A 25451-nucleotide genomic window follows, 5' to 3' on the forward strand; every position below is an offset into this window, starting at 1 on the left:
GAAATGCGGACGGGAAACCGCCCATGATCGGTATCGCGGCGCTGGTGGTCGGCATCGTGCTGGGCCTGGTCTTCCACCCAGCGGTGCCCGAGGTCGTTCAGCCCTATCTGCCCATCGCGGTGGTCGCCGCACTTGACGCCGTCTTCGGCGGGCTGCGTGCCTATCTCGAGCGGATTTTCGACCCGAAGGTCTTTGTGATTTCGTTCGTGTTCAACGTGTTTGTGGCGGCACTGATCGTCTACGTCGGCGACCAGTTGGGCGTCGGCACGCAGCTGTCCACGGCCATCATCGTCGTGTTGGGTATCCGGATCTTCGGCAACGCCGCGGCACTGCGGCGCAGGCTCTTCGGGGCATAGCGCGCGCCGGCGACGATGCAGAGCGAAGCGATGAGGAGGAGCGGCGCCATGATCCGGATGGGGGCAGCGTGAGCCAGGACCAGCCACCGGGCGCGGCCGACGAAAGTCGTGACACGCCAACCGGGCACGGGGCTGACGCCGACGACGCTGCGCAGCATGGTCGCCATGAATTGCCCGCGAAGACTCCGCGCCCCGAGATCGGAGCGGTGCGCCGGACCGGCATATCCGGAATGCTGCGTGGCGGCCGGTCCCGGTTGATGTTCGGAACGCTTGCGGTGCTGCTCTGTCTGGTCCTCGGCGTCGCCATCGTCACCCAGGTACGCCAGACCCGGTCGGGGGACTCGTTGGACACGGCGCGCCCCGCGGATCTGCTGGTGCTGCTGGATTCGTTGCGACAGCGCGAGGGCACACTGAACGGCGAAGTCAACGAATTACAGAACACCCTGAATTCGTTGCAGGCGTCCGGCAACACCGATCAGGCTGCGATCCAAAGTGCACAGGCCAGACTGGCAGCGCTGTCCATCCTGGTTGGCGCGGTGGGTGCCACTGGGCCCGGCGTCACCATCACCATCGACGACCCCGGCCCCGGGGTTTCACCAGAGGTAATGCTCGACGTGATCAATGAACTGCGGGCCGCCGGAGCCGAGGCGATCGAGGTCGATGGCGCACATCAGTCCGTGCGGGTGGGTGTCGACACCTGGGTGGTCGGCACGCCCGGTTCGCTCACCGTCGACAACAAGGCGCTGTCGCCGCCGTATTCGATTCTGGCGATTGGCGATCCGCCCACACTGGCTGCCGCGATGAACATTCCCGGTGGTGCCGAGGACAGCATCAAGCGGGTCGGCGGAAAGATGTCCGTGCAGCAGAGCGACCGCATCGACGTGACCGCCTTGCGACAACCAAAACCACACCAATACGCTCAGCCCGTCAAGTGAGACACCAACCAGAACAGGATTACCGTGAGCGATATCCCACCCGATCTGCACTACACCGCCGAACATGAGTGGGTTCGCCGGAGCGGTGACGACACCGTGCGGATCGGAATCACCGACTTCGCGCAGTCAGCGCTGGGCGACGTTGTTTTCGTCCAGCTGCCCGACGTAGGCACCGACTTGACCGCGGGCGAATCTTTCGGCGAAGTGGAATCGACGAAATCCGTGTCGGATTTGTACGCACCGTTATCCGGCAAAGTGACTGCCGTCAACGGCGACCTGGAAGGCGACCCGCAGCTGGTCAACTCGGATCCGTATGGCGCTGGCTGGCTGCTGGATATCCAGGTCTCGGAAGCATCCGAGTTGGAGTCCGCCATTTCGGGGCTGCTTGAGGCCGAGGCCTACCGCGGCACACTCACCGAGTGAGGTGTTGCTAATGTCCCTGCCAGCCCAGCGCATGACAACGCCTGCAGTTGGGAGCGCGCCGGGGAGAGGGGGCCAGCCGGACGATCGCCTTGCGATCCTGCCGGTGGCTAGCACATTCCGAACCACCGCGCGGTACGGTCAACACAACAGCATTACAAGGCAAGTGATCGGCAATACAGGGTTAAGAACCTAGTGGGAAGCCGGCCGAACGGCCCGGTCAGACAACGCCACAGCGGCCAGTGAGGAGCAGCGGGTGACGGACATGGACAACGACCAGACTTCGGATGAAGTCACCGTGGAGACGACTTCGGTATTCCGCGCCGACTTCCTGAATGAACTGGACGCGCCCGCGCAGTCGGGTGCCGAGAGCACGGTGTCCGGGGTTGAAGGACTTCCGGCGGGCTCGGCGTTGCTCGTCGTCAAGCGCGGGCCCAACGCCGGATCGCGCTTCCTGCTCGACCAGGCCATTACCTCGGCCGGCCGGCACCCCGACAGCGACATCTTCCTCGATGACGTCACCGTGAGCCGCCGGCACGCCGAATTCAGGTTGGAAAACAACGAATTCCACGTGGTCGATGTGGGTAGCCTCAACGGGACGTACGTCAATCGCGAGCCGGTGGACTCGGCCGTGTTGGCAAACGGCGACGAAGTGCAGATCGGCAAGTTCCGTTTGGTGTTCCTCACGGGGCCCAAAGGTGACGACGATGGAGGATCTGGAGGCTAGTGAGCGCACCCGATAGCTCGGCCCTGGCCGGGATGTCGATTGGGGCGGTCTTGGACTTGCTGAGGCCGGATTTCCCCGATGTCACGATTTCCAAGATTCGCTTCCTGGAAGCCGAGGGACTGGTGACGCCGCAGCGCGCCGCGTCGGGATATCGCAGATTCACCGCTTACGACTGCGCGCGATTGCGCTTCATTCTCACCGCGCAGCGCGATCACTACTTGCCGCTGAAGGTGATCCGGGCGCAACTGGATGCCCAACCCGACGGTGAGCTACCAGCGTTCGGATCGCCTTACGGCGTACCGCGATTGGTTTCGGTGACCGACGACGATGCCGCCTCCGATAACGGATCCGACGCCGCCGCGGTGGCACCCACCCGGGTCCGGTTGAGTCGAGAAGACCTCCTGGAACGCGCGGGCGTGGGCGAAGATCTGCTTACCGCACTACTCAAAGCCGGGGTCATCGCGAGTGGCCCCGGCGGATTCTTCGACGAGCACACCGTCGTGATCTTGCAGTGTGCGCGAGCCCTGTCTGACTACGGCGTCGAGCCACGGCATCTGCGCGCCTTCCGCTCGGCCGCCGACCGGCAGTCCGACCTGATCGCCCAGATCGCCGGACCGCTAGTCAAGGCCGACAAGGCCGGTGCGCGCGACCGCGCCGACGACCTGGCGCGCGAGGTTGCCGCACTCGCAATTACTTTGCACACGTCGCTGATCAAGTCCGCCGTTCGCGACGTTCTGCGACGCTGAGGACTAGACTTCCCTCAACAGCTTGGTGTTGAGCGGTATGGAGAGAAATGGTGTTCCAGCGGGTCGTCGCGCCGAGCGTAAGTCGGACACGGCGGCATGTGCGGAGGGCAGACGCAAATGGGTGAAGTTCGTGTTGTCGGCATTCGCGTCGAGCAGCCGCAGAACCAGCCGGTGCTGTTGTTGCGCGAGGCCAACGGCGACCGCTACCTGCCGATTTGGATCGGCCAATCGGAGGCGGCAGCCATTGCGCTCGAACAGCAGGGCGTCGAGCCGCCCCGCCCGCTCACACACGACCTGATCCGGGATCTCATTGCAGCCCTTGGTCATTCACTAAAAGAAGTGCGGATCGTCGATCTGCAAGAAGGCACTTTCTACGCCGACCTGGTCTTCGACCGCAACATCACCGTGTCGGCGCGCCCCTCGGATTCGGTGGCGATCGCACTGCGGGTCGGCGTTCCGATCTATGTCGAAGAGGCCGTTCTCGCCCAAGCCGGTCTGCTGATCCCTGACGAGAGCGACGAGGAATCCAGCACCGTCGTTCGCGAGGACGAGGTGGAGAAATTCAAGGAGTTTCTCGACAGCGTGTCGCCCGATGACTTCAAGGCCACCTAAACCCGTGTCGCCGCGGCCCGGCCGCAATGAGTGTGACGAAACAGCGGGTTAGTAGGGGTGCCGGCGCCGGTTAAGCTTGGACGTCGATATCACGGATCCGTCTCAACTGACACTGTGATCTCGACACGCCTAATGGCTAGCACGCTCGTTGCCCTTACGGCAGCCATACTTTGCAAGACGAGTTAAGGCACGGCAGCGATCGAACAGCGTAAGCTCACTAGCACTCGGGCCTTAGCCAACGTGGCTGTCAAGGCAGCCAATGGACGCAGCTAGTGACGAGCGCGATCGGCGAGAGGAACCACTGTGAGCGACCAGCCACGTCAAGAACAGCTGGAACTTGCTGAACACGCGGATGCCGCAACCAATGGTGAACCGAGCGTCACCGTGGCCAGCGGGCCCGTCCAGCCTGGCCTGTTTCCTGACGATTCGGTGCCTGACGAGCTGGTCGGCTACCGCGGCCCGAGTGCCTGCCAGATCGCCGGAATCACCTACCGCCAGCTGGACTACTGGGCACGCACGTCGTTGGTAGTGCCATCGATTCGCAGTGCGGCGGGATCCGGCAGCCAGCGGCTGTACTCATTCAAGGACATCCTGGTTCTCAAGATCGTCAAGCGGCTGCTGGACACCGGCATTTCGCTGCACAACATCCGTGTCGCGGTCGACCATCTGCGCCAGCGCGGCGTTGAGGATCTGGCCAACATCACGTTGTTCTCGGACGGCACCACCGTCTACGAGTGCACGTCCGCCGAAGAGGTCGTCGACCTGCTGCAGGGTGGCCAAGGCGTGTTCGGCATCGCTGTATCGGGTGCGATGCGGGAGCTGACCGGCGTTATTGCCGACTTCCCAGGTGAGCGCGCTGACGGCGGCGAGTCGATTGCGGCACCGGAGGACGAGCTGGCCTCGCGGCGCAAGCACCGGGACCGCAAGATCGGCTAGTCGCCGACACTTTGGCAATTTCGTTCACCACGCTGCCACTCGCAGGTAAACTAGACTTCGTATCACGCCCGCGCGGGAGAGTTCTGTGGCAGCCAGCCATGGACGCCGAAGGAGCAATACCTCTCCGTCAACCTCTCAGGCACCAGGGACCGCGCGAAGGTGACGATACCTCTGGAAAGCGGTGCCACGTTGAGTGGTACACCCGCCGATGGGGAAAGGCGCTCGGGGGGACGTGCGCTGAATCTCTCAGGCGCCCGTGAATGGGTGAGGACAGAGGGGGAGGGCCGTTAGAAGTCCCTCCGTCTATGTCAGGGGTGCACGTGTCCGACCACTCAACTTTCGCCGACCGCCATATCGGACCCGATAGCCAGGCCGTCGCGGCCATGCTCGACGTGATCGGCGTCAGCTCGCTCGACCAGCTGGCGTCCAAGGCCGTCCCGGCCGGAATTCTCGACAAACTCTCTGACAGCGGCGTCGCGCCGGGTCTGAGCACACTGCCGCCGGCCGCTAGCGAGGCCGAGGCGTTGGCCGAACTGCGGACGCTGGCCGACACCAACACGGTCGCGGTGTCGATGATCGGACAGGGCTATTACGACACGCTCACCCCGCCGGTGTTGCTGCGCAACATCATGGAGAACCCCGCCTGGTACACCGCCTACACGCCGTACCAGCCGGAGATCAGCCAGGGCCGACTGGAAGCGCTGCTGAACTTCCAGACCATGGTCACCGGCCTGACCGGCCTCGAAATCGCCAATGCCTCGATGCTCGACGAGGGTACCGCGGCAGCGGAGGCCATGACGCTGATGCGACGCGCTGCCCGCGGCACTGCCAACCTGCTAGCGGTCGACACCGACGTGTTCACGCAGACCGCTGCCGTGCTGGCCACCCGCGCCCGGCCGTTGGGCATCGAGATCGTGACCGCTGATCTGCGGGACGGCCTTCCGGATGGCGACTTCTTCGGTGCCATCGTCCAACTGCCCGGTGCCAGCGGCCGGATCACGGATTGGTCCGCGTTGATCGCGCAAGCTCACGACCGGGGCGCCTTGGTCGCAATCGGCGCCGACCTGCTGGCCTGTACGTTGATCACCCCGCCCGGTGAGATCGGCGCCGACGCTGCCTTCGGCAGCACCCAAAGATTCGGTGTACCAATGGGATTCGGTGGCCCACACGCCGGGTATCTGGCCGTGCCGGCCAAGCACGCCCGTCAGCTGCCGGGTCGGCTGGTCGGCGTCTCGGTCGACAGCGACGGCTCACCGGCCTATCGCTTGGCGTTGCAGACCCGCGAGCAGCACATCCGCCGCGACAAGGCGACCAGCAACATCTGTACCGCGCAGGTTCTGCTGGCGGTGATGGCCGCGATGTACGCCAGCTATCACGGCGCCGACGGGCTGACCGCCATCGCCCGCCGGGTGCATGGCCGCGCCGACGCTATCGCCGCCGCACTGGGCGATGTGGCAGTGCATGACACGTACTTCGACACGGTGTTGGCGCGCGTGCCGGGGCGCGCGGATGAAGTGGTTGCCAAGGCCAAGGCCAGGGGTGTCAACCTCTGGCGCGTTGACACCGACCATGTTTCGGTCGCGTGCGACGAGGCCACCACCGACGCCCACGTGGCCTTGGTCCTGGACGCTTTCGGGGTGTCGCCTGCCGAATCTTCGCCGACCGATATCGCCACGCGCACATCGGAATTCCTGACCCACCCCGCCTTCACGCAGTATCACACCGAGACGGCAATGATGCGCTACCTACGCGCGCTGGCGGACAAGGATATCGCCTTGGACCGCAGCATGATTCCACTCGGCTCGTGCACGATGAAGCTCAATGCCGCCGCCGAGATGGAGTCCATCACCTGGCCGGAGTTTTCCCGGCTGCATCCGTTCGCTCCGGCGGCTGACACCCCGGGGCTGCGCCGCCTGATCAACGATCTGGAGACCTGGCTGGTGCAGATCACCGGCTATGACGCGGTATCGCTGCAACCGAACGCTGGATCGCAAGGCGAGTACGCCGGCCTGTTGGCGATTCACGAATATCACGCCAGCCGCGGCGAGCCGGACCGTGACGTCTGCCTGATTCCGTCCAGCGCACACGGCACCAACGCGGCGTCGGCCGCCCTGGCCGGGATGCGGGTCGTCGTGGTGGGCTGCCACCAGAACGGCGATGTCAATCTCGATGATCTGCGCGCCAAGATCGGCGAGCACGCCGATCGGCTTTCGGCGCTGATGATCACCTACCCGTCCACGCACGGGGTGTACGAACACGACATCGCCGATATTTGCGCGGCCGTGCACGACGCCGGCGGCCAGGTGTACGTCGACGGCGCCAACCTCAACGCGCTGGTGGGCCTGGCCCGGCCCGGCAAGTTCGGCGGCGATGTGAGTCACCTGAACCTGCACAAGACGTTCTGCATCCCGCACGGTGGCGGCGGCCCGGGTGTCGGTCCGGTCGCGGCGCGTTCGCATCTGGCGCCGTTCCTGCCGGGTCACCCGTACGCCCCCGAGCTGCCGGGGGGGCACCCGGTGTCCTCGGCGCCCTACGGCTCGGCGTCGATCCTGCCGATCAGCTGGGCCTACATCAGGATGATGGGCGCCGATGGGCTGCGGGCGGCATCGCTGACCGCGATCGCCTCGGCCAACTACATCGCCCGCCGGCTCGACGAGTACTTCCCCGTGCTGTACACCGGCGAGAACGGCATGGTCGCCCATGAATGCATCCTGGACCTGCGCGGCATCACCAAAACGACCGGCGTAACCGTCGACGATGTCGCGAAACGCTTGGCGGACTATGGCTTTCATGCGCCAACCATGAGCTTCCCGGTAGCCGGGACATTGATGGTGGAGCCTACTGAGAGCGAGGACCGCGGCGAGATCGATGCGTTCTGTGAAGCAATGATCGCCATCCGCGGCGAGATCGATCGCGTCGGCGCGGGCCAGTGGCCCGCCGACGACAACCCGCTGCGGGGCGCACCCCACACGGCCGAGTGTCTGCTGGTCGCCGACTGGGATCACCCGTACACGCGGGAAGAGGCCGCTTATCCGCTCGGCAAGGCTTTCCGGCCCAAGGCGTGGCCGCCGGTGCGTCGCATCGACGGCGCCTACGGCGACCGCAACCTCATGTGCTCATGCCCACCCGTGGAGGCGTTCGCATAGAGCGCCCTTTGGCCTGGTAGATCAACCACAGCGCTCGACGATCGCCGCGGCGATTCGATGCGGCGCCGGGTGTGATAATCCGATAACCGGACTCGATGTGTTTTGCGCCAGAACGCAATTGCTGAAGAAGGCCAGAGCGCGGTGTTCTTGCCGGTGGCGGGATGCTGGTACCAACTGCGGCATCCTCCCGCCTGCCAGACGGAATGCACGAGACGTCCCTGCAACCAGTCGTTGAACGCCCGCTCAATCGGCGGCCGAACCACTAACACACCGAGCTTTCGGCGCCGAGCCGCCTTCAGGCAACTCAGGATGTACCGCGTCTGGGCTTCGATCATGAAGATCTGCGAGTTGTGGCCGAGCCCCGAATTGGGACCGAGCATGACGAAGTAGTTGGGGAATCCCGACACGGTGGTGCCCAAGTAGGCCGAGGGGCCCTGCTGCCAGCGATCGGCCAGCCTTTCACCGTCGTGTCCCACGATCTCGATGTCGGAGAATGCGAACTGGGTGTCGAACCCGGTCGCGTAGATGACGACATCGGCACCGTGTGACTGTCCGTCCGCGGTGATCACCTGATCGGCGGTCATCTCGGCGACCGGCGATGTGACCACGGTGACGTTGTCGCGGGTCAACGCCGGATAGAAATCGCTCGATATCAGCAGACGCTTGCACCCGAGGGCGTAGTCGGGCGTCAGCGCTGCCCGCAACTCCGGGTCAGCCACCTTGCGCTGCAACATCGTTCGCGCCAGACGTTCGGCGTCCGCCATCGGGGCTGAAGGGTCGATGAAGCCTTTGACACGTTGCTCGTGAATCCAGAACAGCCGCGCTCTGGTGTACCAGCGGTAAGGTGCGAATCTCCGCAACTGTTGTTGACGAGGTGAGAACGTTCGATCCGCCTTCGGCACGATCCAACCCGGCGTGCGCTGAATGACGGTGAGCTGCTTGACATCCGCAGCAATCCGGGGCACGAATTGGATTGCGCTGGCACCGCTGCCGATCACCGCGACGCGCTTGCCTTGCAGCGTGACCGAATGGTCCCATCGCGCCGAGTGAAACGCATTGCCGGCGAAGATCGAGCGCCCGACGATGTCAGGATACAGAGGGCGACGAAGCAGCCCCGTCGCCGAAACCAAATAGCGGCAGTCCAATACGGTTCCCGACGAGGTCTGCACCGTCCAGCATTGCCGGGATTCCTGCCAGCGTGCCGAAATCACCGCGGTGGCGAACTCGATGTGCTGTGTTACGCCTTCCCGCGCGGCGACATCGCGCAGGTACCCCAAAATCTCGGGCTGGCTTGCGAACAACCGCGACCAGTCCGCCCGCTGGGCGAATGAGAAGGAGTACAGCGGTGCGGGGATGTCGCACCCGCATCCGGGATAGGTGTTGTCGCGCCAGGTTCCGCCGAGGTCGTGGGCCTGTTCGAGGACGCGGTAGGAAAACCCGGCACGCTGCAGATGGTGCGCGATGCAAAGCCCACTGACACCGGCACCGATCACCACCACGTCAAGCGTCGCAGGACGAACCTCCCGCAGCGGTGCCTGGCTGCCAGTTCCCCTACTCACCGGCGCGTCCAGCCCGGCTGGGACCGACGTAGAGCGGATTCAGCTGCAACCCGCCGTCAATGCCGATCTCCTGCGCGGTGATGTAGCCGGACGCGTCGCGCACCAGGAAGGCGACCAGATCGGCCACTTCTTCCGGACGCCCGAAGCGGCCGCTGGCCACCGCGGCCCTGATGCGCTCTTGATCGGCCTCGGGCAGTGCCAGCACCGGCGGGGTGGCGATCATGCCGGGCAGTACGCAGTTGGCGGTGATCCCGAGTGCGCAGTTCTCGATCGCGATGGTTCGCACCATCCCGTACAGGCCAGCCTTCGATGCCGCGTAGGCAACCTTGCCCGGCGAACCGAGTTGAGCGGCCATGCTCGAGATCGCGACGATGCGTCCGAAGCGCCGTTCCCGCATCCCCGGTAGGCAGGCCTGGATGGCGCGAAACGATCCGGTGAGATTGACGTCGATATCGCGCGACCACTTCTCCGCCGACATCGAATGCGCCGGGGCGTAGGTGTCGACGACGCCGGCAACGGACACGCATATGTCGACGTCGCGTACCGCGTCTGCCGGAATCGGGTCGGCGGACAAATCCATCACCACGTCGGCTGGGCCTGCCACATCCATCGTTCGCACCGTCACATCGGCCGCACGCAATTGATCGCAAACAGCCGACCCGATCCCTCCGTTGGCACCTGTCACCAGCGCCGTCCGCTTCGTCACATCATCTCCTCACCCAATATGCAGGCGCCTCAGGCTATTTCGCACTGAAGCCCGCGTCGACCGGAAGGGCCACCCCGGCGACATACTTGGCGTGGTCGCTCACCAACCACAGCACCGCGTCGCTTACATCTTCGGGCGCGATCATGGAAACCGGAAGAAGGTTCGTGACCGCCACGGTCACTTCCGGGTTGTCGGCCACCCAAGCGCCCACTGCGTCGTTCATGATCATGGGTGTCTCGACGCCGGTGGGGTGGATCGTGTTAACGCGAATGTTGTCGTTCGCCAACCAATGCGTGAAATTCCGCATCAACCCGACGACACCGTGTTTGGTAGCGGTGTACGCGCAGCTTCCCGCGGTCCCGTCGGCACCGACGCCCTTGAGACCCTGGGTGGAGCTGACCAGGACGATCGAGCCGCCCTTGCCTGCTGCCCGCATGCTGGGCACGGCAGCCATGACCGTGTTCCATACGCCGACTAGGTTGACATCGACGATGTCGCGGAATATCTGGTTGGGATCGAATACCTTTTCACCGGGTGCGGCGATTCCCGCATTCGCCACGATGATGTCGATCGGGCCGAGCAGCTCCGTGGCGTCGGCGACAACCCGGTTCAATTGGGCCGCATCGCGGACGTCCGCCGTTCGGGCGACGATCCGGCGACCCTGCGCTTCGACCTCCTTGACCGTCTGATCGAGATCCTCAGAAGTCGCCAACGGGTAAGGAACCGAATCGATCTGGTCGCACAGATCGACGGCGACGATGTCCGCGCCCTCCTCGGCTAAACGAATGGCGTGGCTTCGCCCCTGTCCGCGTGCGGCGCCGGTGATGAAGGCAACCTTGCCGTCGAGCATGCCCATTGGTCTTCCCTTCTCGTTGCTATCCGGTGATCGAAATCAGCTGCCGGTCGCATTGCGCGGCACCGCAGCCGTTGCTGCAGGCTGCGACCGCAGGAAATCGAGGGTCAACTCTGCGAACCTCTCGGCAGCTTCCACTTGTGGCGCGTGGCCTACCGCCCGCAAGAGGTGAACCCGGGCGTGTGGAAACAACCGCCGTGACGCGTCGATCTGCCTCCCGGGCAGGAAGCGGTCGTGATCACCCCAGATGATCAACGTCGGACGACGGTGTTTGGACACCACCGAGATCAATTCGGCTCGCCACTGCGGTCTGACGCCCCGGATGGTGGCAACGGATCGCGCGGTCTCGTGCATAACCGCGCCGGTGTCGGGTCGCCGCGCGAGCGTCACAGCGCGGTCTATGCGCTCATCGGTCGCAAAGGACCGGTCGACATAAATCTGTCGTTCCGTCATCCGCGCAGTTGCGCGGTTGGTGTGACGGGTCGCGACAGCGCCAATCAACGGTGTGGCCGCCAACCGCAGTATCGGATGTAATGCGGAACCGAATCCGCCACTGCTGACCAGATTCAGCGTGGCCACCCGGTCGGGATGCAAGGCCAACAACTGCAGCGCGACCGCACCGCCCAACGAGTGACCTATCACGTGCAGGCGCCGGGTCTCACCAATCGCATCAACGGTTTCAAGCACGCCCTGGGCAAGCCCGGGCAGCGTGGTGTAGGTGGGAAGGCGGTCGGAGAATCCGGAGCCCGGCAGGTCAGGAGCAATGACCCGATAGCCCGCCTGTCGCAACGGCACAAACTGCGTCTCCCAATCCTCAATGCTGCGGCCAATCCCGTGCAGCAACAGAATTGGAGGATGGTCTACATCGCCTGCGACGAAGACACGGGTATGTCTACCTTTGACATTGATCGACTTGATTGATTCCACGCGTGTACTCCCTGAAGTGACAACGCTATTCGCGATCGCGTTTGACTCGGATCCGACAACATATCTGTCTCGCAACAGGATTCGAGATCCTATTGTGTTGTGTGCCGTGACATAATTCGACGAGCAGGTTGATGGTCCGGATAGGCAGCTGTTAGCACGCAAGGCCGTATTCCTCGGCGTAACAGCCGGATTCCTCCCCACAGATTCGACGATACGGGGCATCAACTCCAGCAAAGGGGAGTTGGCAAGACGAATTGAATATGACTTGCGCCGTTGTCATTGCTCCTCCTTCGTCTCAGAGGCCTCCGATTCGGTTGGCGTGGGCGCACATTGCGCCGCGTTCGGCCTTGGCTGCTGTTCGCATCCACCAGCCAATCGTCGAACAGCCGCTCCCGCTGTAACAGGTCGCGAGATTCCTGGGTGGCGTGCACCCACCACATTTCGTCCGCGGTTACCCTCCGGACAGCTGTCGCAGAGCACGTTCGGAAGGCGATCCCGGTTGAGCCCAAAAGGCAACCAGCAGATGCCCGGTGTGATCGAGCCGCATATGTTGGAAGTGCAGCGTCATTGGCCCGACCTCGGGATGCATGAGTTTCGCTCTCCCGCTGTTGTCGTTCGTGACATCGTGGCGGGACCAAAGCATCCGAAACAGCCTGCTTCGATGCAGGAGTTCCTCGATCACGTCGGTTAGACCCGGGTCCGGATTGCGCGCCGCGTAAGCCCGAAGCCAGCACGCCCCCCACCTGGTCAGCTTTTCCCAGTTCCGATAGAACTTCGGCATCTCCGGGTCTAAAAACAGCGACAATGCCGGGTTGTCTCCGGGGGCAAAGTGCGGAAAGACCGCGCGAGCAAGGGGATTGGTAGCCACGATGGTCAGCGAAGAATCATGAATGTACACCGGCGTGAGCGGCCAGCTATCGATCAACGAAGAAATCGCCGGGTTGAGCTCTTTCGCAGGACACCGTTGCCCAGATCGTGGCCCTCGCACCAGGTCCCGCAGGTATGCGGCGCTGTCGTCATCGAGCTTCAATGCCCGTGCGATGCCGTCCAAGACTTGATCCGAGGGACTTCTTTCGCGGCCCTGCTCAATGCGCAGGTAGTAGTCGACACTCACGCCCGCCAGTGCCGCAACTTCCTCGCGGCGCAGTCCGGCGACCCGCCGCCGGCCTCCGCTGGGTAGTCCCACGTCACACGGCTGAAGTTCCGCGCGACGGTTGCGGAGAAACTGTGCTAACGCTGAGCCTTTTGACGCACACCTGCCCTTGGATGTAGTGCCCGACCGAATGCCTGTTGAGCCCGTTGTCGAGATCCGGTCGTGCGCCGAGCTGCCAGCTACGTCGACGAGTTCTAATCGGCGGCCTAACGCCTCGGTATCGCTCACTGGACCAAAGCCAAGGCGACGGGGCCCATCAGGGTGGCGAACGGCACGTCCAGCGCGGGGTTGTCAGCAATGAATCTGGTCCGGCTCATGTCGTCTCCTTTGCTTTCCGACGCCCACACCCCTGCGCCACGCAACACACAACACTGGGGTATTTAGTAACTATTCCTGACTATCTTCAGCAGCTAGTTTGGCTCGAGCGGCGCCGCCAGGTGGCAGCTGGTTCCCACGGGTTCGACCAGTTCTACGGCGTGGGGCGCTCGTGCGCGTCGGTCATTGCGGCGCGCTGGTGATCGATGACGGCCCGAAAATCGGCGAGAAAGCCGCGGAACTCGGCGGCACCGAGGTTGCTCGCGTGCCGATCCATCATGTCGGCCATGATCGAGTCGGCGGCATCCATCTGCCGTCGGCCGCGGGCGGTGGGTACGACGAGCTTGGCGCGACGGTCAGCCGGGTCCGGCTTGCGTTGCACATAGCCCATCGCTTCCAGGTCGTCGATGATCAGGCCGATCACCTGTTTGACCTGACCGGACAGCCGCGCCAGATCAGTTGCTCGAACGCCCTCGGGACACATGTACGCAAGCACCGCGCCATGCCGCGGGACGATATCGTCGAATCCTTCGTCGCGCAGCCGGCGGAAGAGCTCGCCTTGCACCGCGAAAAGTAGGCCACCGGCCAGCGCGCCCAGATCGTTGCCTCGACCAGCCTCGCCGTTCATTGCCGCCCTCCACCATCAAGTCATCGGGCCAGCGAGCCGGTTACGGCTACCGAGCCGCATCAATCAGCTTGATGCGGCCGGTGCTGTAAAGCCGGACAGTCTCGCTGCTTCAGCCCAAATATGTGCTGAGTGCCGTGGCGAGATCGGGGGAGGCCGACGTCGCAAGGTTCTGGTAGCTGCCGCCGCTGAGCTGGGCGACCGCTTCCCATGTTGCCCGGTCCGGATCGGCGCCGAAGTCGATGATGTTGACGGCGATCGGTTTGGCCGGGTCCGCACTGGCCCGGATGAAATTCTGCAGCCCCGGTCCGTCGAGGGATTGGTCGGTGTGTGGCCCCGCCGTGATCAGAAGAATCGAATTCGTTTGTCCGGCATGGTAATTAGTTTGCATCTCCTGATAGATCATCCGCAGCGTGGTAAATGACACCGCACCGCCGGCCGACGAATATTGCTTGTCGAGGTCGGCGGCCAGGGCGGCCGGGCGAGGCTGGCCGTTGACCTGGTCCGCCAGGGGACCGGTCGCGACCTCCGAGCGGCCCTCGTGACCGTCGAACGTCCACAACCCCAGAATCGCATTCGGAGGTAGTGCTTTGATCCGGTCTTCCAGCGCAGCGACCACGTTGGCCAGCCGGGATTTTCCGCCTTCATCGCCGGGCATCGACTGGTCCAGCATGATCGTGGCAGCCAGTCCGCTGGACGGGGCGGCCATGGCGTCCGCCAGCGTGGCACGCATGGAGTCGTCACCGACCGACAGCGTGGAACCCAGGGCCGCGAAGCCCGTGACCGGGCTGCTCGGCGGTTTCACGCCGTTGACGCGGAAACCGGCTTTGGCAAGTTTCGCGAGTTGTTCGGGCTTGCGGATGAAGTGGGCGAACTCGCTTGCCGCTGAGGTCTGTTCGCGTGTCAACCAGGATCCGCTGAGCAACACCGTGGGATAGTCGGCGACCGGTGTCGGGCCCTGCGGTAGCCAGGAAGCCAACGTGCTCTTGGCGTCCGACAGCGATTCGCCGCGCGCGAACACCTGCTGCTCGGTAGTGATCACCGCGTGCACCGGCGCGGTTGCCACATCACCGGGCTTCAGCAGCGTGTTCATTGCCTCGGTTAGCGAATTGTCGGCCAGTTTGGGCGCTGCGCCCGTTAAGGAGCGCAGCGCGGCGGTGCCCTGGGTGGCCGGCGCACCGGACGGCACGGACGCGGCCGCCACCGCTTCGCCCGCCAAATAGGAGGCATCGCTGTTGCCGCTCGTCGGCAATGCCAGTCGCAGCGATCCCCACGCCGGTAACTTCAACCCCGCCAATGCATTCGGATTGTTTTGCAGGCCCGGCAGCGCGCCCCAGTTTTGGTTGGAAAGCACCTGCTGCAGTTCGGGCCGAACGGCAAGCAACACCGGCGACGTCACCAGTGAGCGACTGTCGCTGATCGTTTTCTGGCCCGTTGCCGCGGTCAGCCGCGCGGCCGACACCGAACTGCCCGGGATCCACAACGCGGGCTGCGCACCCAATTCCGCAGGCCACTTGCCGATGAAGCCGGCGATGACGGCATCGGAGCCGGCCGGTTTGACGTCAAGAACCATGCAGTGGTCAGCGACGGGGCCGGCCGAAGAGTTGTAGCCCTCCGCGAACTGCTGGACGTGTTCGGCGATCGACGGATCGACGACGATGGCGACGGTCTCCTTGCCTCCGACACAGCGTGCGGCGGCGGTGTGTGAGCGATCAGACAGCGCGTCGCCGAAGAAGCTCCACAGGATGACGGTGCCGACCACCAAGATGACCGCGACCAGAGCCACGATCACGCCGATGCTGACTCCTCGTCGCCCGCCGGCGCTGCGGTGACCACCCCGCCAGTCGCCGAGCACTCGGTGGCCGGACCCGAAGAGACCCGACCGTGCGTCCTCGGGCGGCCCGGAGCTCTCCGGCCGAGGCGGAAAGTCGGGGTATTCGTCATCGATGCCTTCCGCCGCATACCTATCCTCGGCGGCGGCGAAGTCCTCGTCGGCATAGCCGCCGGCCTCGTCCGGGTAATCGTCGTAATCGGCGTCGTCATCCTCGTCGAGGTCATCCCAGTGCGGCTCGACGTGGGGATGATCCTGTTCCTCCTCGAAACGGGAAACAAGATCGCGGGCGGTAAACCTGTTCGTCTCGGACTCGTCGGCAGGCTCATCGGACGACTTCCCGGGCATGCTGTGCCTACCCATCCCGGCGCCCGCCACCTTTCCGCCGACCCATCAACTTCGCCATCGCGAAATTGGCACCGAGTCTAGTCATCAGAAGCATCGCCGCAGCTTGAGCCCGAATCAGGCACCGTTGCGGGCCTTGAGCTCACGCCGTCGCCTATGCAGGATCGGCTCGGTGTAGCCGCTGGGCTGCTGCGCGCCGGACAAGATCAGCTCTTGGGCCGCCAAGAACGCGATGCTGTCGTCGAAGTTGGGCGCCATGGCGTGGTAGTCCGCATCGCCGGCGTTCTGCTGGTCCACCATCGGGGCCATCCGCTCCAGACTGGCGCGGACGTCCTCACTGGTGATAATGCCGTGACGCAGCCAGTTCGCCAGCAATTGGCTGGAGATCCGCAGCGTGGCGCGGTCCTCCATCAGGGCCACGTTATGGATGTCGGGCACCTTCGAGCAGCCGACACCATGGTCGATCCAGCGCACCACGTACCCCAGGATGGACTGGCAGTTGTTGTCGACCTCCTCGCGGATCTCCTCGGGAGCCCAGGCCAGCTCCTTGGCCAGCGGGATGGTCAGCAATTCCTCGATGGTCGTGCGCTTCTTGCCCTCGAGCTCCTTCTGCACGGCGAAGACATCCACCTGGTGGTAGTGCATCGCGTGCAGGGTGGCCGCGGTCGGGGACGGCACCCACGCGGTGGTGGCGCCGGCCTTCGGCTGGCCGATCTTCTGCTCGACCATGTCGGCCATCAGCTCCGTCATCGCCCACATGCCCTTACCGATCTGGGCCTTGCCGGACAATCCGGCGGCCAGGCCGATGTCGACGTTGGCGTCCTCGTAGGCCTTGATCCACGCAGTGCTCTTCATCGCACCCTTACGGATCATCGGACCGGCTTCCATCGAGGTGTGGATCTCGTCGCCGGTGCGGTCCAGGAAGCCGGTGTTGATGAACACAACCCGGTCGGCGGCCGCCTTGATACACGCCTTGAGGTTGACGGTGGTGCGCCGCTCCTCGTCCATGATGCCGACCTTCATGGTGCCCTGCGGCAACCCCAGCACATCCTCGACACGGCTGAACAGCTCGCAGGTGTACGCCACCTCCGCGGGACCGTGCATCTTCGGCTTCACGATGTAGATGGAACCGGTGCGGCTGTTGGTCAGCGGCCCGTTACCGTTGCCGGTCTTGAGGCCGTGAATCGCGGACAGACCGGTGAACAGCGCGTCCTGGATGCCCTCGAACACCTCTTTTTCGCCGTCACCATCGGTTATGACGATCGCATCGTTGGTCATCAGGTGCCCGACATTGCGGACGAACAGCAGGCTGCGCCCGGGCAGCGTGAGTTCGCCGCCGTCGGGGGTGTGGTAGCTGCGGTCCTGGTTGAGTACGCGGGTGAAGCTCTTGCCGTCCTTGCTGACCTCTTCGATCAGGTCGCCCTTGTTCAGACCGAGCCAGTTGCGGTAGCCCAGCACCTTGTCGTCAGCGTCGACGGCGGCCACCGAGTCCTCGAAGTCCATGATCGTGGTGATCGCGGATTCCAGGATCACGTCCTTGATGCCGGCCGGGTCGGTCTTGCCGATCGGCGAGGACGGGTCGATCAGGATCTCGATGTGAAGTCCGTGATTGACCAGCAGCACCGACCAGCTGGGGGCGCCCAGCTCACCGCTGTACCCCACGAATTTCTCCGGGCTGGCCAACTCGGCGGAGTCCGCACCGATGGCGATCTTCAGCTGGCCGTCCTCGATGCTCACGCCCGTCGCGTCTGCCCACGAGCCCGACGCCAGCGGTGCCGCCTGGTCGAGGAACTTGCGCGCGTAGGCGACCACCTTATCGCCGCGAATCCTGTTGTAGCTGTTGCCCTTTTGAGCACCGTCATCTTCCGGGATCACGTCGGTGCCGTACAACGCGTCGTACAGCGAACCCCAGCGGGCGTTGGCCGCGTTCAGCGCGAACCGGGCATTGAGCACCGGCACCACCAGCTGCGGCCCGGCGGTCGTCGTGATCTCATCGTCCACGCCGGAAGTCGTGATCGTGAAGTCGTCCGGCTCGGGCAGCAGGTACCCGATGTCGGTGAGGAACTGGCGGTAGGCCTCGACGTCCAGCGGCTCGATGACACGGTGGCGGTGCCACTTGTCGATCTGGGCTTGCAGCTCGTCACGGGTGTTGAGCAAACCCTGGTTCTGCGGAGTGAGATCGGTGACGACCTTGTCGACGCCGGCCCAGAAGCTGTCCGGGTCGATACCGGTGCCGGGTAGCGCCTCGTTATTCACGAAGTCGTAGAGCACTCGGGCGACGCGCAAGTTCCCCGCCGACACGCGGTCAGTCATTTTTCTCCTCCACATATTTGCCTCATTGGTCCCATTCGGCCCCCGATTGGCCCCAACTAGCTACGCCATCAGCCTACCGGCCAACAGCGCCAACGCTGGTATTGGACCAACCCGCAACAGCAGGTCACGGTGCACCTGACGGACTTCGCCGTGGGGTTCCCGGCGGGCCCCGCGGAGCGCCTTTGGCAACACGTGTGCTGCGGTAAGCACCCAGGCCCCGTCTTGCGTCGGCGCCGTTCAATCATACGGGCTGTACGCGGCCCTCTTCGGGGGGCGGCCCGGCGGCTGGTTTCATTGCGCATCGCGCATGCTGCCGACCAGATCTTCCACCAGGTCCTCCATCGCCACCATGGCGACGCCGCCGCCGCCATCGATCACGAGTGCCAGATGGCTGTTTGTGCGGCGCATTCGCGACAGGGCATCGGCCAGCGGCAAGGTGAGGGGCACCCGTGGCAGCGGGCGCACCAACGCGAGATCGATGACGGTCTGGGGATCGTCGCCGAGCGGCAACATGTCCTTGATGTGCAGGTAGCCGATGAACCGCCCGTCGGCGGCCGCGACGGGGAAGCGCGAGTAGCCGGTCTCGGCCAGGGCACTCTCGACGGCGCCGATCGTCGGCCCGGAACCCGCCGCCGCCACTGGTACCGCCCGGACGTCGTCAAGCGAAACCGCCACATCGCCGACCACCCGGCTGCCGATCTGCAGCGCCCGGGTCAACCGGGTGTGCTCCTCGGGATCCAGCAGGCCTTCGGACACCGATTCGGCGATCATCGCGCTCAGCTCCGCCGGTGAGACCGTGATGTCGATCTCGTCTTTAGGTTCCACCCGCAGCAGGCGCAGGATCGCGTTGGCGCATTTGTTGTAGAAGACGATGAACGGCCGGGCGACCCGGACGTAGGCCAGGTAAGGGGGCACCAGCAGCATCGCCGTGCGCTCCGGCCCCGCCAGCGCGATGTTCTTCGGCACCATCTCGCCCAGCAGCACGTGCAGCGTCACCACCACCGCCAGCGCGATCACGAACGACAAGGTGTGCAGCAACGCCGGGGGCATACTGGTCAGCCCAAACGCCGACTGCAGCAGGCTGGCGACCGCAGACTCTCCGATTCGCCCGAGCAGCAGCGAGGCCACCGTGACGCCCAGCTGCGAGCCGGCCAGCATGGAGGCCAGCTGTTCGCCGGCGCGGATCACGGTGACCGCTCGCTTCTTGCCCTGCTCGGCCAGCGCCTCGAGGCGGTCGCGACGGGCCGAGATCAGCGAGAATTCCGCGCCGACAAAAAAGGCGTTGGTCCCGATCAGCAGGATCGCCAGCAGCACTCCCAGCGTGTTGTTCATCGTCGGCCGTGCTCCACGGGTGTGTCGCTACGACGGCTCAGTTCGGTCAGCTCGAGCAGATCGATCCGCCGGCCATCCATCCGAACCACCGCGGCTTTCCAGCGAATTTCACTGTCCAACAAGCCATCTCCGTCGAGCGCGGTCAGCTCGACCGTTTCACCAACCGTCGGGATGTGACCGATCTCCCGCAGCACCAGCCCGCCGATCGTCTCGTACGGCCCTTCGGGGGCTCGATAACCGGTGGCGGCGGCAACCTCGTCGATGCGCAGCAAGCCCGACACCTGCCAGCCGCTGCCCGCCGCCACGACATCCGGTGTGGCGTCGTCGTGTTCGTCGCGGACGTCGCCGACGATCTCTTCGATTAGGTCCTCGACGGTGACAATCCCTGCGGTGCCGCCGTATTCGTCGACGACCATCGCGGTCTGCAGCGGGTTGGCTCGGATCTCGGCCATCACCGCGTCACCGTCCAGCGTCGACGGCACCACCGGCACCGGCTGCACGAGCGTGGTCAGCAGCGTGCCGGCGCGCTGCGCCCGCGGCACCTTGAATACCTGTTTCACGTGCACGATGCCGACGGTCTCGTCCAGGTCGCCGTCGACCAGGGGGAAGCGGGAGAATCCCGATTCGGCGGCCGTGGCGATCAGGTCGCGGACCGTGTCGTCGGTTTGCAGCGCCACGATCTTCGACCGCGGTGTCATCAGTTCCTCAGCGGTACGGGCGCCGAACTGCAGCGAGCGCCGTACCAGTGCGGCGGTGGCGGGGTCCAGAGTGCCGCTGCGCGCCGAGCTACGCACCAGCGAGAGCAACTCCTGCGGTGAGCGGGCAGACCGCAGCTCCTCGGCCGGCTCGATTCCCATTTTCCGAACGATCCAGTTCGCCGCACCGTTCGTCAGCCGGATCACCGGCGTGAGCAACAGCGAGAACATCAGCTGAAAACCGGCGACGGCACGACCGGTCGACAGCGGCCGAGCGACTGCCAGGTACTTCGGGACCAGCTCGCCGAACACCATCGACACCGACGTCACGATCACCATCACCATGAACGCGGTGATCCCGTCGGCCACCGGATCTGACACGCCGAGGGCGTCTAGCCACGGGTGCGGCAGGTCGGCCACCATGGGTTCGGTCAGGTAGCCGGTCACCAGCGCGGTGATTGAAATGCCTAACTGAGCCCCCGACAGCTGGAAGGACAGCCGGTCCTGCGCGCGCTGGATGTAGCGGTCGCGCCGGCCACCCTTGCGGGCGTTGGCCTCGACGGTGCTGCGGTCGAGCGCGGTCAGCGAGAACTCGGCCGCGACGAATACGGAGTTGCCGAAGATCAGCACCGTAATGGCGAGCACGCTGATGACGGTGACGGTGAGGTTCATGGTGGGCTGGGCTATCGCGATGGCCCGGGGGCCAGACGTCGAGCCGGGGGAGCTGTGGGTAGCCGCTTCGCCCGGAAACCGACGGGCTCGACGGGTGCCTGCGGCACGTCATCCCTTTCGCTTGATGCCACGCAGCGCGTTGCTGCGGGCGGGAAGGTCGATAAATTCACATGGTAGCGAAGAGATCTGGCCGGACCGGGTACGACGTGCCCTCACCGCGCCGCCGGCGTCACCAGCCCAGGGGCAACGGGTGGCCCTCGGCGAACCCCGCCGCCGATTGGACACCGACGACCGCTCGCTCGTGCAACTCGGCCAGCGTCGAAGCGCCCACGTAGGTACAGGTGCTGCGCAGGCCGGAGGTGATGTGGTCGATCAGGTCCTCGACACCGCCACGGTCGGGGTCCAGGCCCATCCTCGACTTCGAAATGCCCTCCTCGAACAACGCCTTGCGCGCGCGGTCGAACGCGCTGTCCGCGGCGGTACGGGCGACGACCGCCCGCTTGGACGCCATGCCGTAGCTCTCCTTGTACGGCTGGTCCTCGCGGTCGCGCATCAGGTCACCGGGTGACTCATAGGTGCCGGCGAACCAGGACCCGATCATGACGTTCGACGCCCCGGCGGCCAGCGCCAACGCGACGTCCCGAGGATGACGGATTCCACCGTCGGCCCATACGTGCCCGCCGAGATTCCTTGCAGCAGCTGAACATTCAAGTACTGCGGAGAATTGGGGGCGCCCGACACCGGTCATCATCCGGGTGGTGCACATCGCGCCGGGCCCGACACCGACCTTGACGATGTTGGCGCCGGCATTCAGCAGGTCGCGGGTGCCCTCCGCCGAGACCACGTTGCCCGCCGCCAACGGCAGGCCCAGCCCCAGCGACGCCACCGTTTTGATCGCGTCCAGCATCCGGCGTTGGTGCCCGTGCGCGGTATCGATCACGAGCACGTCGACGCCGGCCTCGGCCAGCGAACGGGCTTTGGCTCCCGCATCGCCGCTGATGCCGACGGCCGCGCCGACGCGTAGCCGGCCCACGGCGTCGGTGGCCGGGGTGTACAGACCGGCGCGCACCGCCCCGGTACGGGTCAGCACACCGGCGAGCTTTCCGTCCGCGGTGGTCACGACGGCGACCCCGATCGGGGCGTTGTCGAGCAGGTCGAAAACCTTGCGTGGTTCGGTGCCCAGCGGCGCGCTTACGAAGTCGGACACGGCAATATCGCGAACCCTGGTGAAACGGTCCACACCCGCACAGGACGCCTCGGTCACCAGGCCGATCGGGCGGCCCTCGAAGAGCACCACCGCGGCGCCGTGCGCCCGTTTGTGGATCAGCGCGATCGCATCCGACACCGAATCGTCGGGGGCCAGCGTGACCGGCGTGTCGAGCACCAGGTCTCGGCTCTTGACGAACTCCACCGTCTGTTGCACCGCGGTAATCGGAAGATCCTGAGGCAGCATCACGATGCCGCCGCGCCGCGCGACCGTCTCGGCCATCCGGCGCCCGGCCACCGCCGTCATGTTGGCGACGACCACCGGGATCGTGGTGCCGGAGCCGTCGTTGGTGGACAGATCGACGTCGAACCGCGACGAGATATCAGACCGGTTCGGCACGATGAAGACGTCGTTATAGGTCAGGTCGTAGCCGGGCCGGTGTCCGTTGAGAAACTTCATCGCAATCGCCCCACCCTTTGCAGCCCCTGCGTCAGCCTAGTTGGCCCGCTAAGCCGGCACTTCGCTGCGGTCTCCGCTCCACAGCGTGTGGAAGCGTTTGTCCGGCTCGCTGTCGATGCGCCCATAGGTGTGTGCGCCGAAGAAGTCGCGCAGACCCTGGGTCAGCGCCGCGGGCAGCCGTTCAGTGCGCAGACCGTCGTAGTAGGACAGCGCGGAGGAGAAGCCGGGGATCGGGATGCCGAGCTCGGTCGCCGTCACCACGACGCGGCGCCAGCTGTCGATCGATTCCTCGATGGCCGACCGGAAATACGGCGCGACGATCAGCGACGGCAGGTCGGCGTTCTCGTCGAATGCGTCTTTGATCCGGTTGAGGAACTTCGCACGAATGATGCAACCGCCGCGCCAGATGGTCGCCATGTCGCCGGGCGTGATGCCCCAGTCGTACTCCGTGCTACCCGCCTGGATCTGATTGAAGCCCTGCGCGTAGGCGATGATCTTCGACGCGTACAGCGCCTTGCTCACGTCGTCGATGAACTGCGTCGCATCCGTTGGCTTCTGGCCCAGCTCTCCAGAAGCCAGCCCCGTGGTGGCCTTGCGCTGGGCCACCGACCCGGACAGGGCGCGCGCGAACACCGCCTCGGCGATACCGGTGACCGGCACACCGAGGTCGAGCGCGGACTTCACCGTCCAGCGGCCGGTGCCCTTCTGCTCGGCCTCGTCGAGGATGAGATCCACCAACGGCTTGCCGGTCTTGGCGTCGGTCTGGCGCAGCACCTCCGCGGTGATCTCGATGAGGAAGCTGTCCAGGTCGCCCTTGTTCCACTCGGCGAAGACGTCAGCGATCTCGGGCGCGGTCTTGCCCAAGCCGTCGCGCAACAGCTGGTAAGCCTCCCCGATCAGCTGCATGTCGGAGTACTCGATGCCGTTGTGCACCATCTTGACGAAGTGGCCGGCGCCGTCGGGGCCGATGTGGGTGCAGCAGGGCACACCGTCAACGTGTGCGGATATCTCCTCGAGCAGGGGGCCCAGCGACTTGTACGACTCGGCCGGGCCGCCCGGCATGATCGACGGGCCCTTCAGCGCGCCCTCCTCGCCGCCCGAGATGCCGGCGCCGACGAAGTGCAGGCCGCGCTCACGTATTGCCTTCTCGCGCCGGATGGTGTCGGTGTAGAGCGCGTTGCCGCCGTCGATGATGATGTCGCCTTCTTCCATGGCGTCGGCGAGCTCGTTGATGACGGCGTCGGTGGGGTCGCCGGCCTTGACCATGATGATCACCCGCCGCGGCTTTTCCAGCGCGTCCAGGAATTCTTCGATCGTCTCGGAGCGGACGAACTTGCCCTCGTCACCGTGCTCTTTGAGCAGCGCGTCCGTCTTGGCGATCGACCGGTTGTGCAGCGCCACGGTGTAGCCGTGGTGGGCGAAGTTGCGGGCGAGGTTCGAGCCCATCACGGCCAGGCCGGTGACACCGATTTGTGCGGTGCCAGTCCTCGATTTGGGCTCGGTATCCGACGAACTCATGTCTTCGCCTCTCAGGTTGGAGAACTTTTGCTACACGGTTTCCGTCACACTGTGGCACAGCGGAGTTCCGGTCTTCCAAAGAGATTCGCGGTGGGCTGCGTCAGAGGTTGAACAGCCGCTTGAGCTCGGTGAGCCACGGCACCGCCAGCGCTACCGTTGGCACCACCAAAACGGCCGCCGCGGTCAGGTAGGCGGCCGTGGAAAGCATCATGCTGTTGCCCCGTCCGGACAGCCGCCGGACCCGGACCACCGTGCTGGCACCGCCCGCGGCCAGCGCACCCGACGGGGCCCGCCCGGCGGCACAGGCGACCAGCGCCCGGGCCAGGGGAGTGCGTCCGGCGGTGCGCACCGCGGCGTCGTCGGCGAGCAGCTCGACCAGCAGTTGCACCGCGCCCAATGCATTGGAGCTGCGGACGAGGCGCGGGAAGGCGGCGTGCACCGCGGTGAAAGCTTCCAGGACCAGGTCGTGGCGGGCGCGCAGATGGGCCCGCTCATGGGTGAGGATCGCCGAGACTTCGTCGTTGGTGAGCTGGGTCAGCGTTCCCTCGCTGACGACCACGCGACTGCGGACTCCCGGCAGGCAGTAGGCGAGCGGCTCCGCCACCTCCAAAACGCGCAGGTCCCTGCCGCGGGCGCAAGGCTGAGCAAGGACGGCGTCGTGTCCGACCCCGACGAGATCGACCACCATTCGGTGGTGAGCCCGCCGGCGCCGGTTGGCGATGACCACCCGCAGGACTGCGACCACCAGTCGCACACCCACCAACACGGTCAGCGTGAAGGCAGCGATGTAAGCCGTCCACAGCGGCCAACCAAGCCGCCCGGCCGCACCGCCGACGCTAGCTGTGGGCCGCCCATCGGGGCCGGGCATCAAAATCCGAGTGGCGATCGCAATACCTGCGCTGAATGCCGACAGCACAGCGGCCACGGCGATGGCTTGCCACAGCACCATCGCCGCACGCGGGGCACGCAGTGGCCAGGACGCTCGCGCCAATACAGCCGGCGCGGGGCCAATCAGCAGTACCGCGAGGAAGGTAAAAGCCAGCGCGGACACATAGGTAGTGTC

21 protein-coding genes and 2 riboswitches are annotated in these 25451 nt (G+C 65.1%); of the genes, 8 read left to right on the forward strand and 13 right to left on the reverse strand.

Features of this window, described 5'->3' with window-relative positions:
* Nucleotides 1–23 precede the first annotated feature (23 nt).
* The 8 genes from DB708_RS16190 to gcvP all read left to right on the forward strand — a co-directional run bounded on the left by DB708_RS16190 (nucleotide 24) and on the right by gcvP (nucleotide 7878).
* Entirely contained in the window at nucleotides 24–356 is a 333-nt protein-coding gene (locus DB708_RS16190) for a small basic family protein (RefSeq protein ID WP_036469126.1), read from the forward strand.
* Between the two features lie 68 nt (nucleotides 357–424).
* Nucleotides 425–1291 (forward strand): DUF881 domain-containing protein, encoded by an 867-nt coding sequence (locus DB708_RS16195; RefSeq protein WP_108923470.1) that lies wholly within the window; start codon nucleotides 425–427, stop codon nucleotides 1289–1291.
* A 24-nt stretch (nucleotides 1292–1315) separates the two neighbouring features.
* Nucleotides 1316–1714, forward strand: a complete 399-nt coding sequence (gcvH, locus tag DB708_RS16200) for a glycine cleavage system protein GcvH (RefSeq protein ID WP_108923472.1) — start codon at nucleotides 1316–1318, stop codon at nucleotides 1712–1714.
* A gap of 262 nt (nucleotides 1715–1976) precedes the next feature.
* Complete coding sequence (garA, locus tag DB708_RS16205) at nucleotides 1977–2438, forward strand: glycogen accumulation regulator GarA (RefSeq protein ID WP_276059284.1); 462 nt, start codon at nucleotides 1977–1979, stop codon at nucleotides 2436–2438.
* The gene (gene ftsR / locus DB708_RS16210) at nucleotides 2438–3184 is read left to right on the forward strand and encodes a transcriptional regulator FtsR (protein WP_108923476.1); all 747 of its coding nucleotides are present in this window, start codon (nucleotides 2438–2440) and stop codon (nucleotides 3182–3184) included. Before garA ends, ftsR begins: the two co-directional genes overlap by 1 nt.
* Before the next feature lie 117 nt (nucleotides 3185–3301).
* The gene (locus DB708_RS16215; protein WP_108923478.1) at nucleotides 3302–3796 is read left to right on the forward strand and encodes a bifunctional nuclease family protein; all 495 of its coding nucleotides are present in this window, start codon (nucleotides 3302–3304) and stop codon (nucleotides 3794–3796) included.
* Between the two features lie 303 nt (nucleotides 3797–4099).
* The gene (locus tag DB708_RS16220; RefSeq protein WP_108923480.1) at nucleotides 4100–4732 is read left to right on the forward strand and encodes a MerR family transcriptional regulator; all 633 of its coding nucleotides are present in this window, start codon (nucleotides 4100–4102) and stop codon (nucleotides 4730–4732) included.
* A 63-nt stretch (nucleotides 4733–4795) separates the two neighbouring features.
* A riboswitch (glycine riboswitch) is annotated at nucleotides 4796–4894 on the forward strand.
* Nucleotides 4895–5016: riboswitch (glycine riboswitch) on the forward strand.
* Nucleotides 5017–5052: 36 nt separating this feature from the next.
* On the forward strand, nucleotides 5053–7878 hold the full coding sequence (gene gcvP / locus DB708_RS16225) for an aminomethyl-transferring glycine dehydrogenase (RefSeq protein ID WP_108923482.1): 2826 nt from the start codon (nucleotides 5053–5055) through the stop codon (nucleotides 7876–7878).
* Here gcvP and DB708_RS16230 read toward each other — a convergent pair.
* From DB708_RS16230 to DB708_RS16290, 13 genes are all read right to left on the reverse strand, one after another.
* Nucleotides 7824–9437 (reverse strand): flavin-containing monooxygenase, encoded by a 1614-nt coding sequence (locus tag DB708_RS16230; RefSeq protein WP_201263535.1) that lies wholly within the window; start codon nucleotides 9435–9437, stop codon nucleotides 7824–7826. The genes gcvP and DB708_RS16230 overlap by 55 nt on opposite strands.
* On the reverse strand, nucleotides 9430–10143 hold the full coding sequence (locus DB708_RS16235) for an SDR family oxidoreductase (protein ID WP_108923484.1): 714 nt from the start codon (nucleotides 10141–10143) through the stop codon (nucleotides 9430–9432). Before DB708_RS16235 ends, DB708_RS16230 begins: the two co-directional genes overlap by 8 nt.
* A gap of 34 nt (nucleotides 10144–10177) precedes the next feature.
* On the reverse strand, nucleotides 10178–10999 hold the full coding sequence (locus DB708_RS16240; RefSeq protein ID WP_108923486.1) for a mycofactocin-coupled SDR family oxidoreductase: 822 nt from the start codon (nucleotides 10997–10999) through the stop codon (nucleotides 10178–10180).
* Nucleotides 11000–11035: 36 nt separating this feature from the next.
* The gene (locus tag DB708_RS16245; protein WP_235616787.1) at nucleotides 11036–11923 is read right to left on the reverse strand and encodes an alpha/beta fold hydrolase; all 888 of its coding nucleotides are present in this window, start codon (nucleotides 11921–11923) and stop codon (nucleotides 11036–11038) included.
* A 451-nt stretch (nucleotides 11924–12374) separates the two neighbouring features.
* On the reverse strand, nucleotides 12375–13232 hold the full coding sequence (locus DB708_RS16250; RefSeq protein ID WP_338103959.1) for a helix-turn-helix transcriptional regulator: 858 nt from the start codon (nucleotides 13230–13232) through the stop codon (nucleotides 12375–12377).
* 313 nt (nucleotides 13233–13545) lie between these two features.
* Entirely contained in the window at nucleotides 13546–14019 is a 474-nt protein-coding gene (locus tag DB708_RS16255) for a MarR family winged helix-turn-helix transcriptional regulator (RefSeq protein ID WP_108923490.1), read from the reverse strand.
* 109 nt (nucleotides 14020–14128) lie between these two features.
* On the reverse strand, nucleotides 14129–16210 hold the full coding sequence (locus tag DB708_RS16260; RefSeq protein WP_108923492.1) for a substrate-binding domain-containing protein: 2082 nt from the start codon (nucleotides 16208–16210) through the stop codon (nucleotides 14129–14131).
* 99 nt (nucleotides 16211–16309) lie between these two features.
* Nucleotides 16310–18505 carry a malate synthase G gene (locus DB708_RS16265; protein WP_108923494.1) on the reverse strand — a complete coding sequence of 732 codons (2196 nt, stop codon included), beginning with the start codon at nucleotides 18503–18505 and terminating at the stop codon, nucleotides 16310–16312.
* A gap of 291 nt (nucleotides 18506–18796) precedes the next feature.
* Complete coding sequence (locus DB708_RS16270; protein WP_108923496.1) at nucleotides 18797–19837, reverse strand: hemolysin family protein; 1041 nt, start codon at nucleotides 19835–19837, stop codon at nucleotides 18797–18799.
* A complete protein-coding gene (locus tag DB708_RS16275) occupies nucleotides 19834–21204 on the reverse strand; it encodes a hemolysin family protein (protein ID WP_108923498.1) in 1371 nt (456 codons plus the stop codon). The genes DB708_RS16270 and DB708_RS16275 overlap by 4 nt, the downstream gene beginning before the upstream one ends.
* A gap of 229 nt (nucleotides 21205–21433) precedes the next feature.
* The gene (locus DB708_RS16280; RefSeq protein ID WP_108923500.1) at nucleotides 21434–22870 is read right to left on the reverse strand and encodes a GuaB1 family IMP dehydrogenase-related protein; all 1437 of its coding nucleotides are present in this window, start codon (nucleotides 22868–22870) and stop codon (nucleotides 21434–21436) included.
* 48 nt (nucleotides 22871–22918) lie between these two features.
* The gene (gene gndA, locus DB708_RS16285; RefSeq protein WP_108923502.1) at nucleotides 22919–24388 is read right to left on the reverse strand and encodes an NADP-dependent phosphogluconate dehydrogenase; all 1470 of its coding nucleotides are present in this window, start codon (nucleotides 24386–24388) and stop codon (nucleotides 22919–22921) included.
* Between the two features lie 100 nt (nucleotides 24389–24488).
* Nucleotides 24489–25439, reverse strand: a complete 951-nt coding sequence (locus DB708_RS16290; protein ID WP_108923504.1) for a M56 family metallopeptidase — start codon at nucleotides 25437–25439, stop codon at nucleotides 24489–24491.
* Between the last annotated feature and the right edge of the window lie 12 nt (nucleotides 25440–25451).

Source organism: Mycobacterium montefiorense (assembly GCF_003112775.1).
Taxonomy (GTDB): domain Bacteria; phylum Actinomycetota; class Actinomycetes; order Mycobacteriales; family Mycobacteriaceae; genus Mycobacterium; species Mycobacterium montefiorense.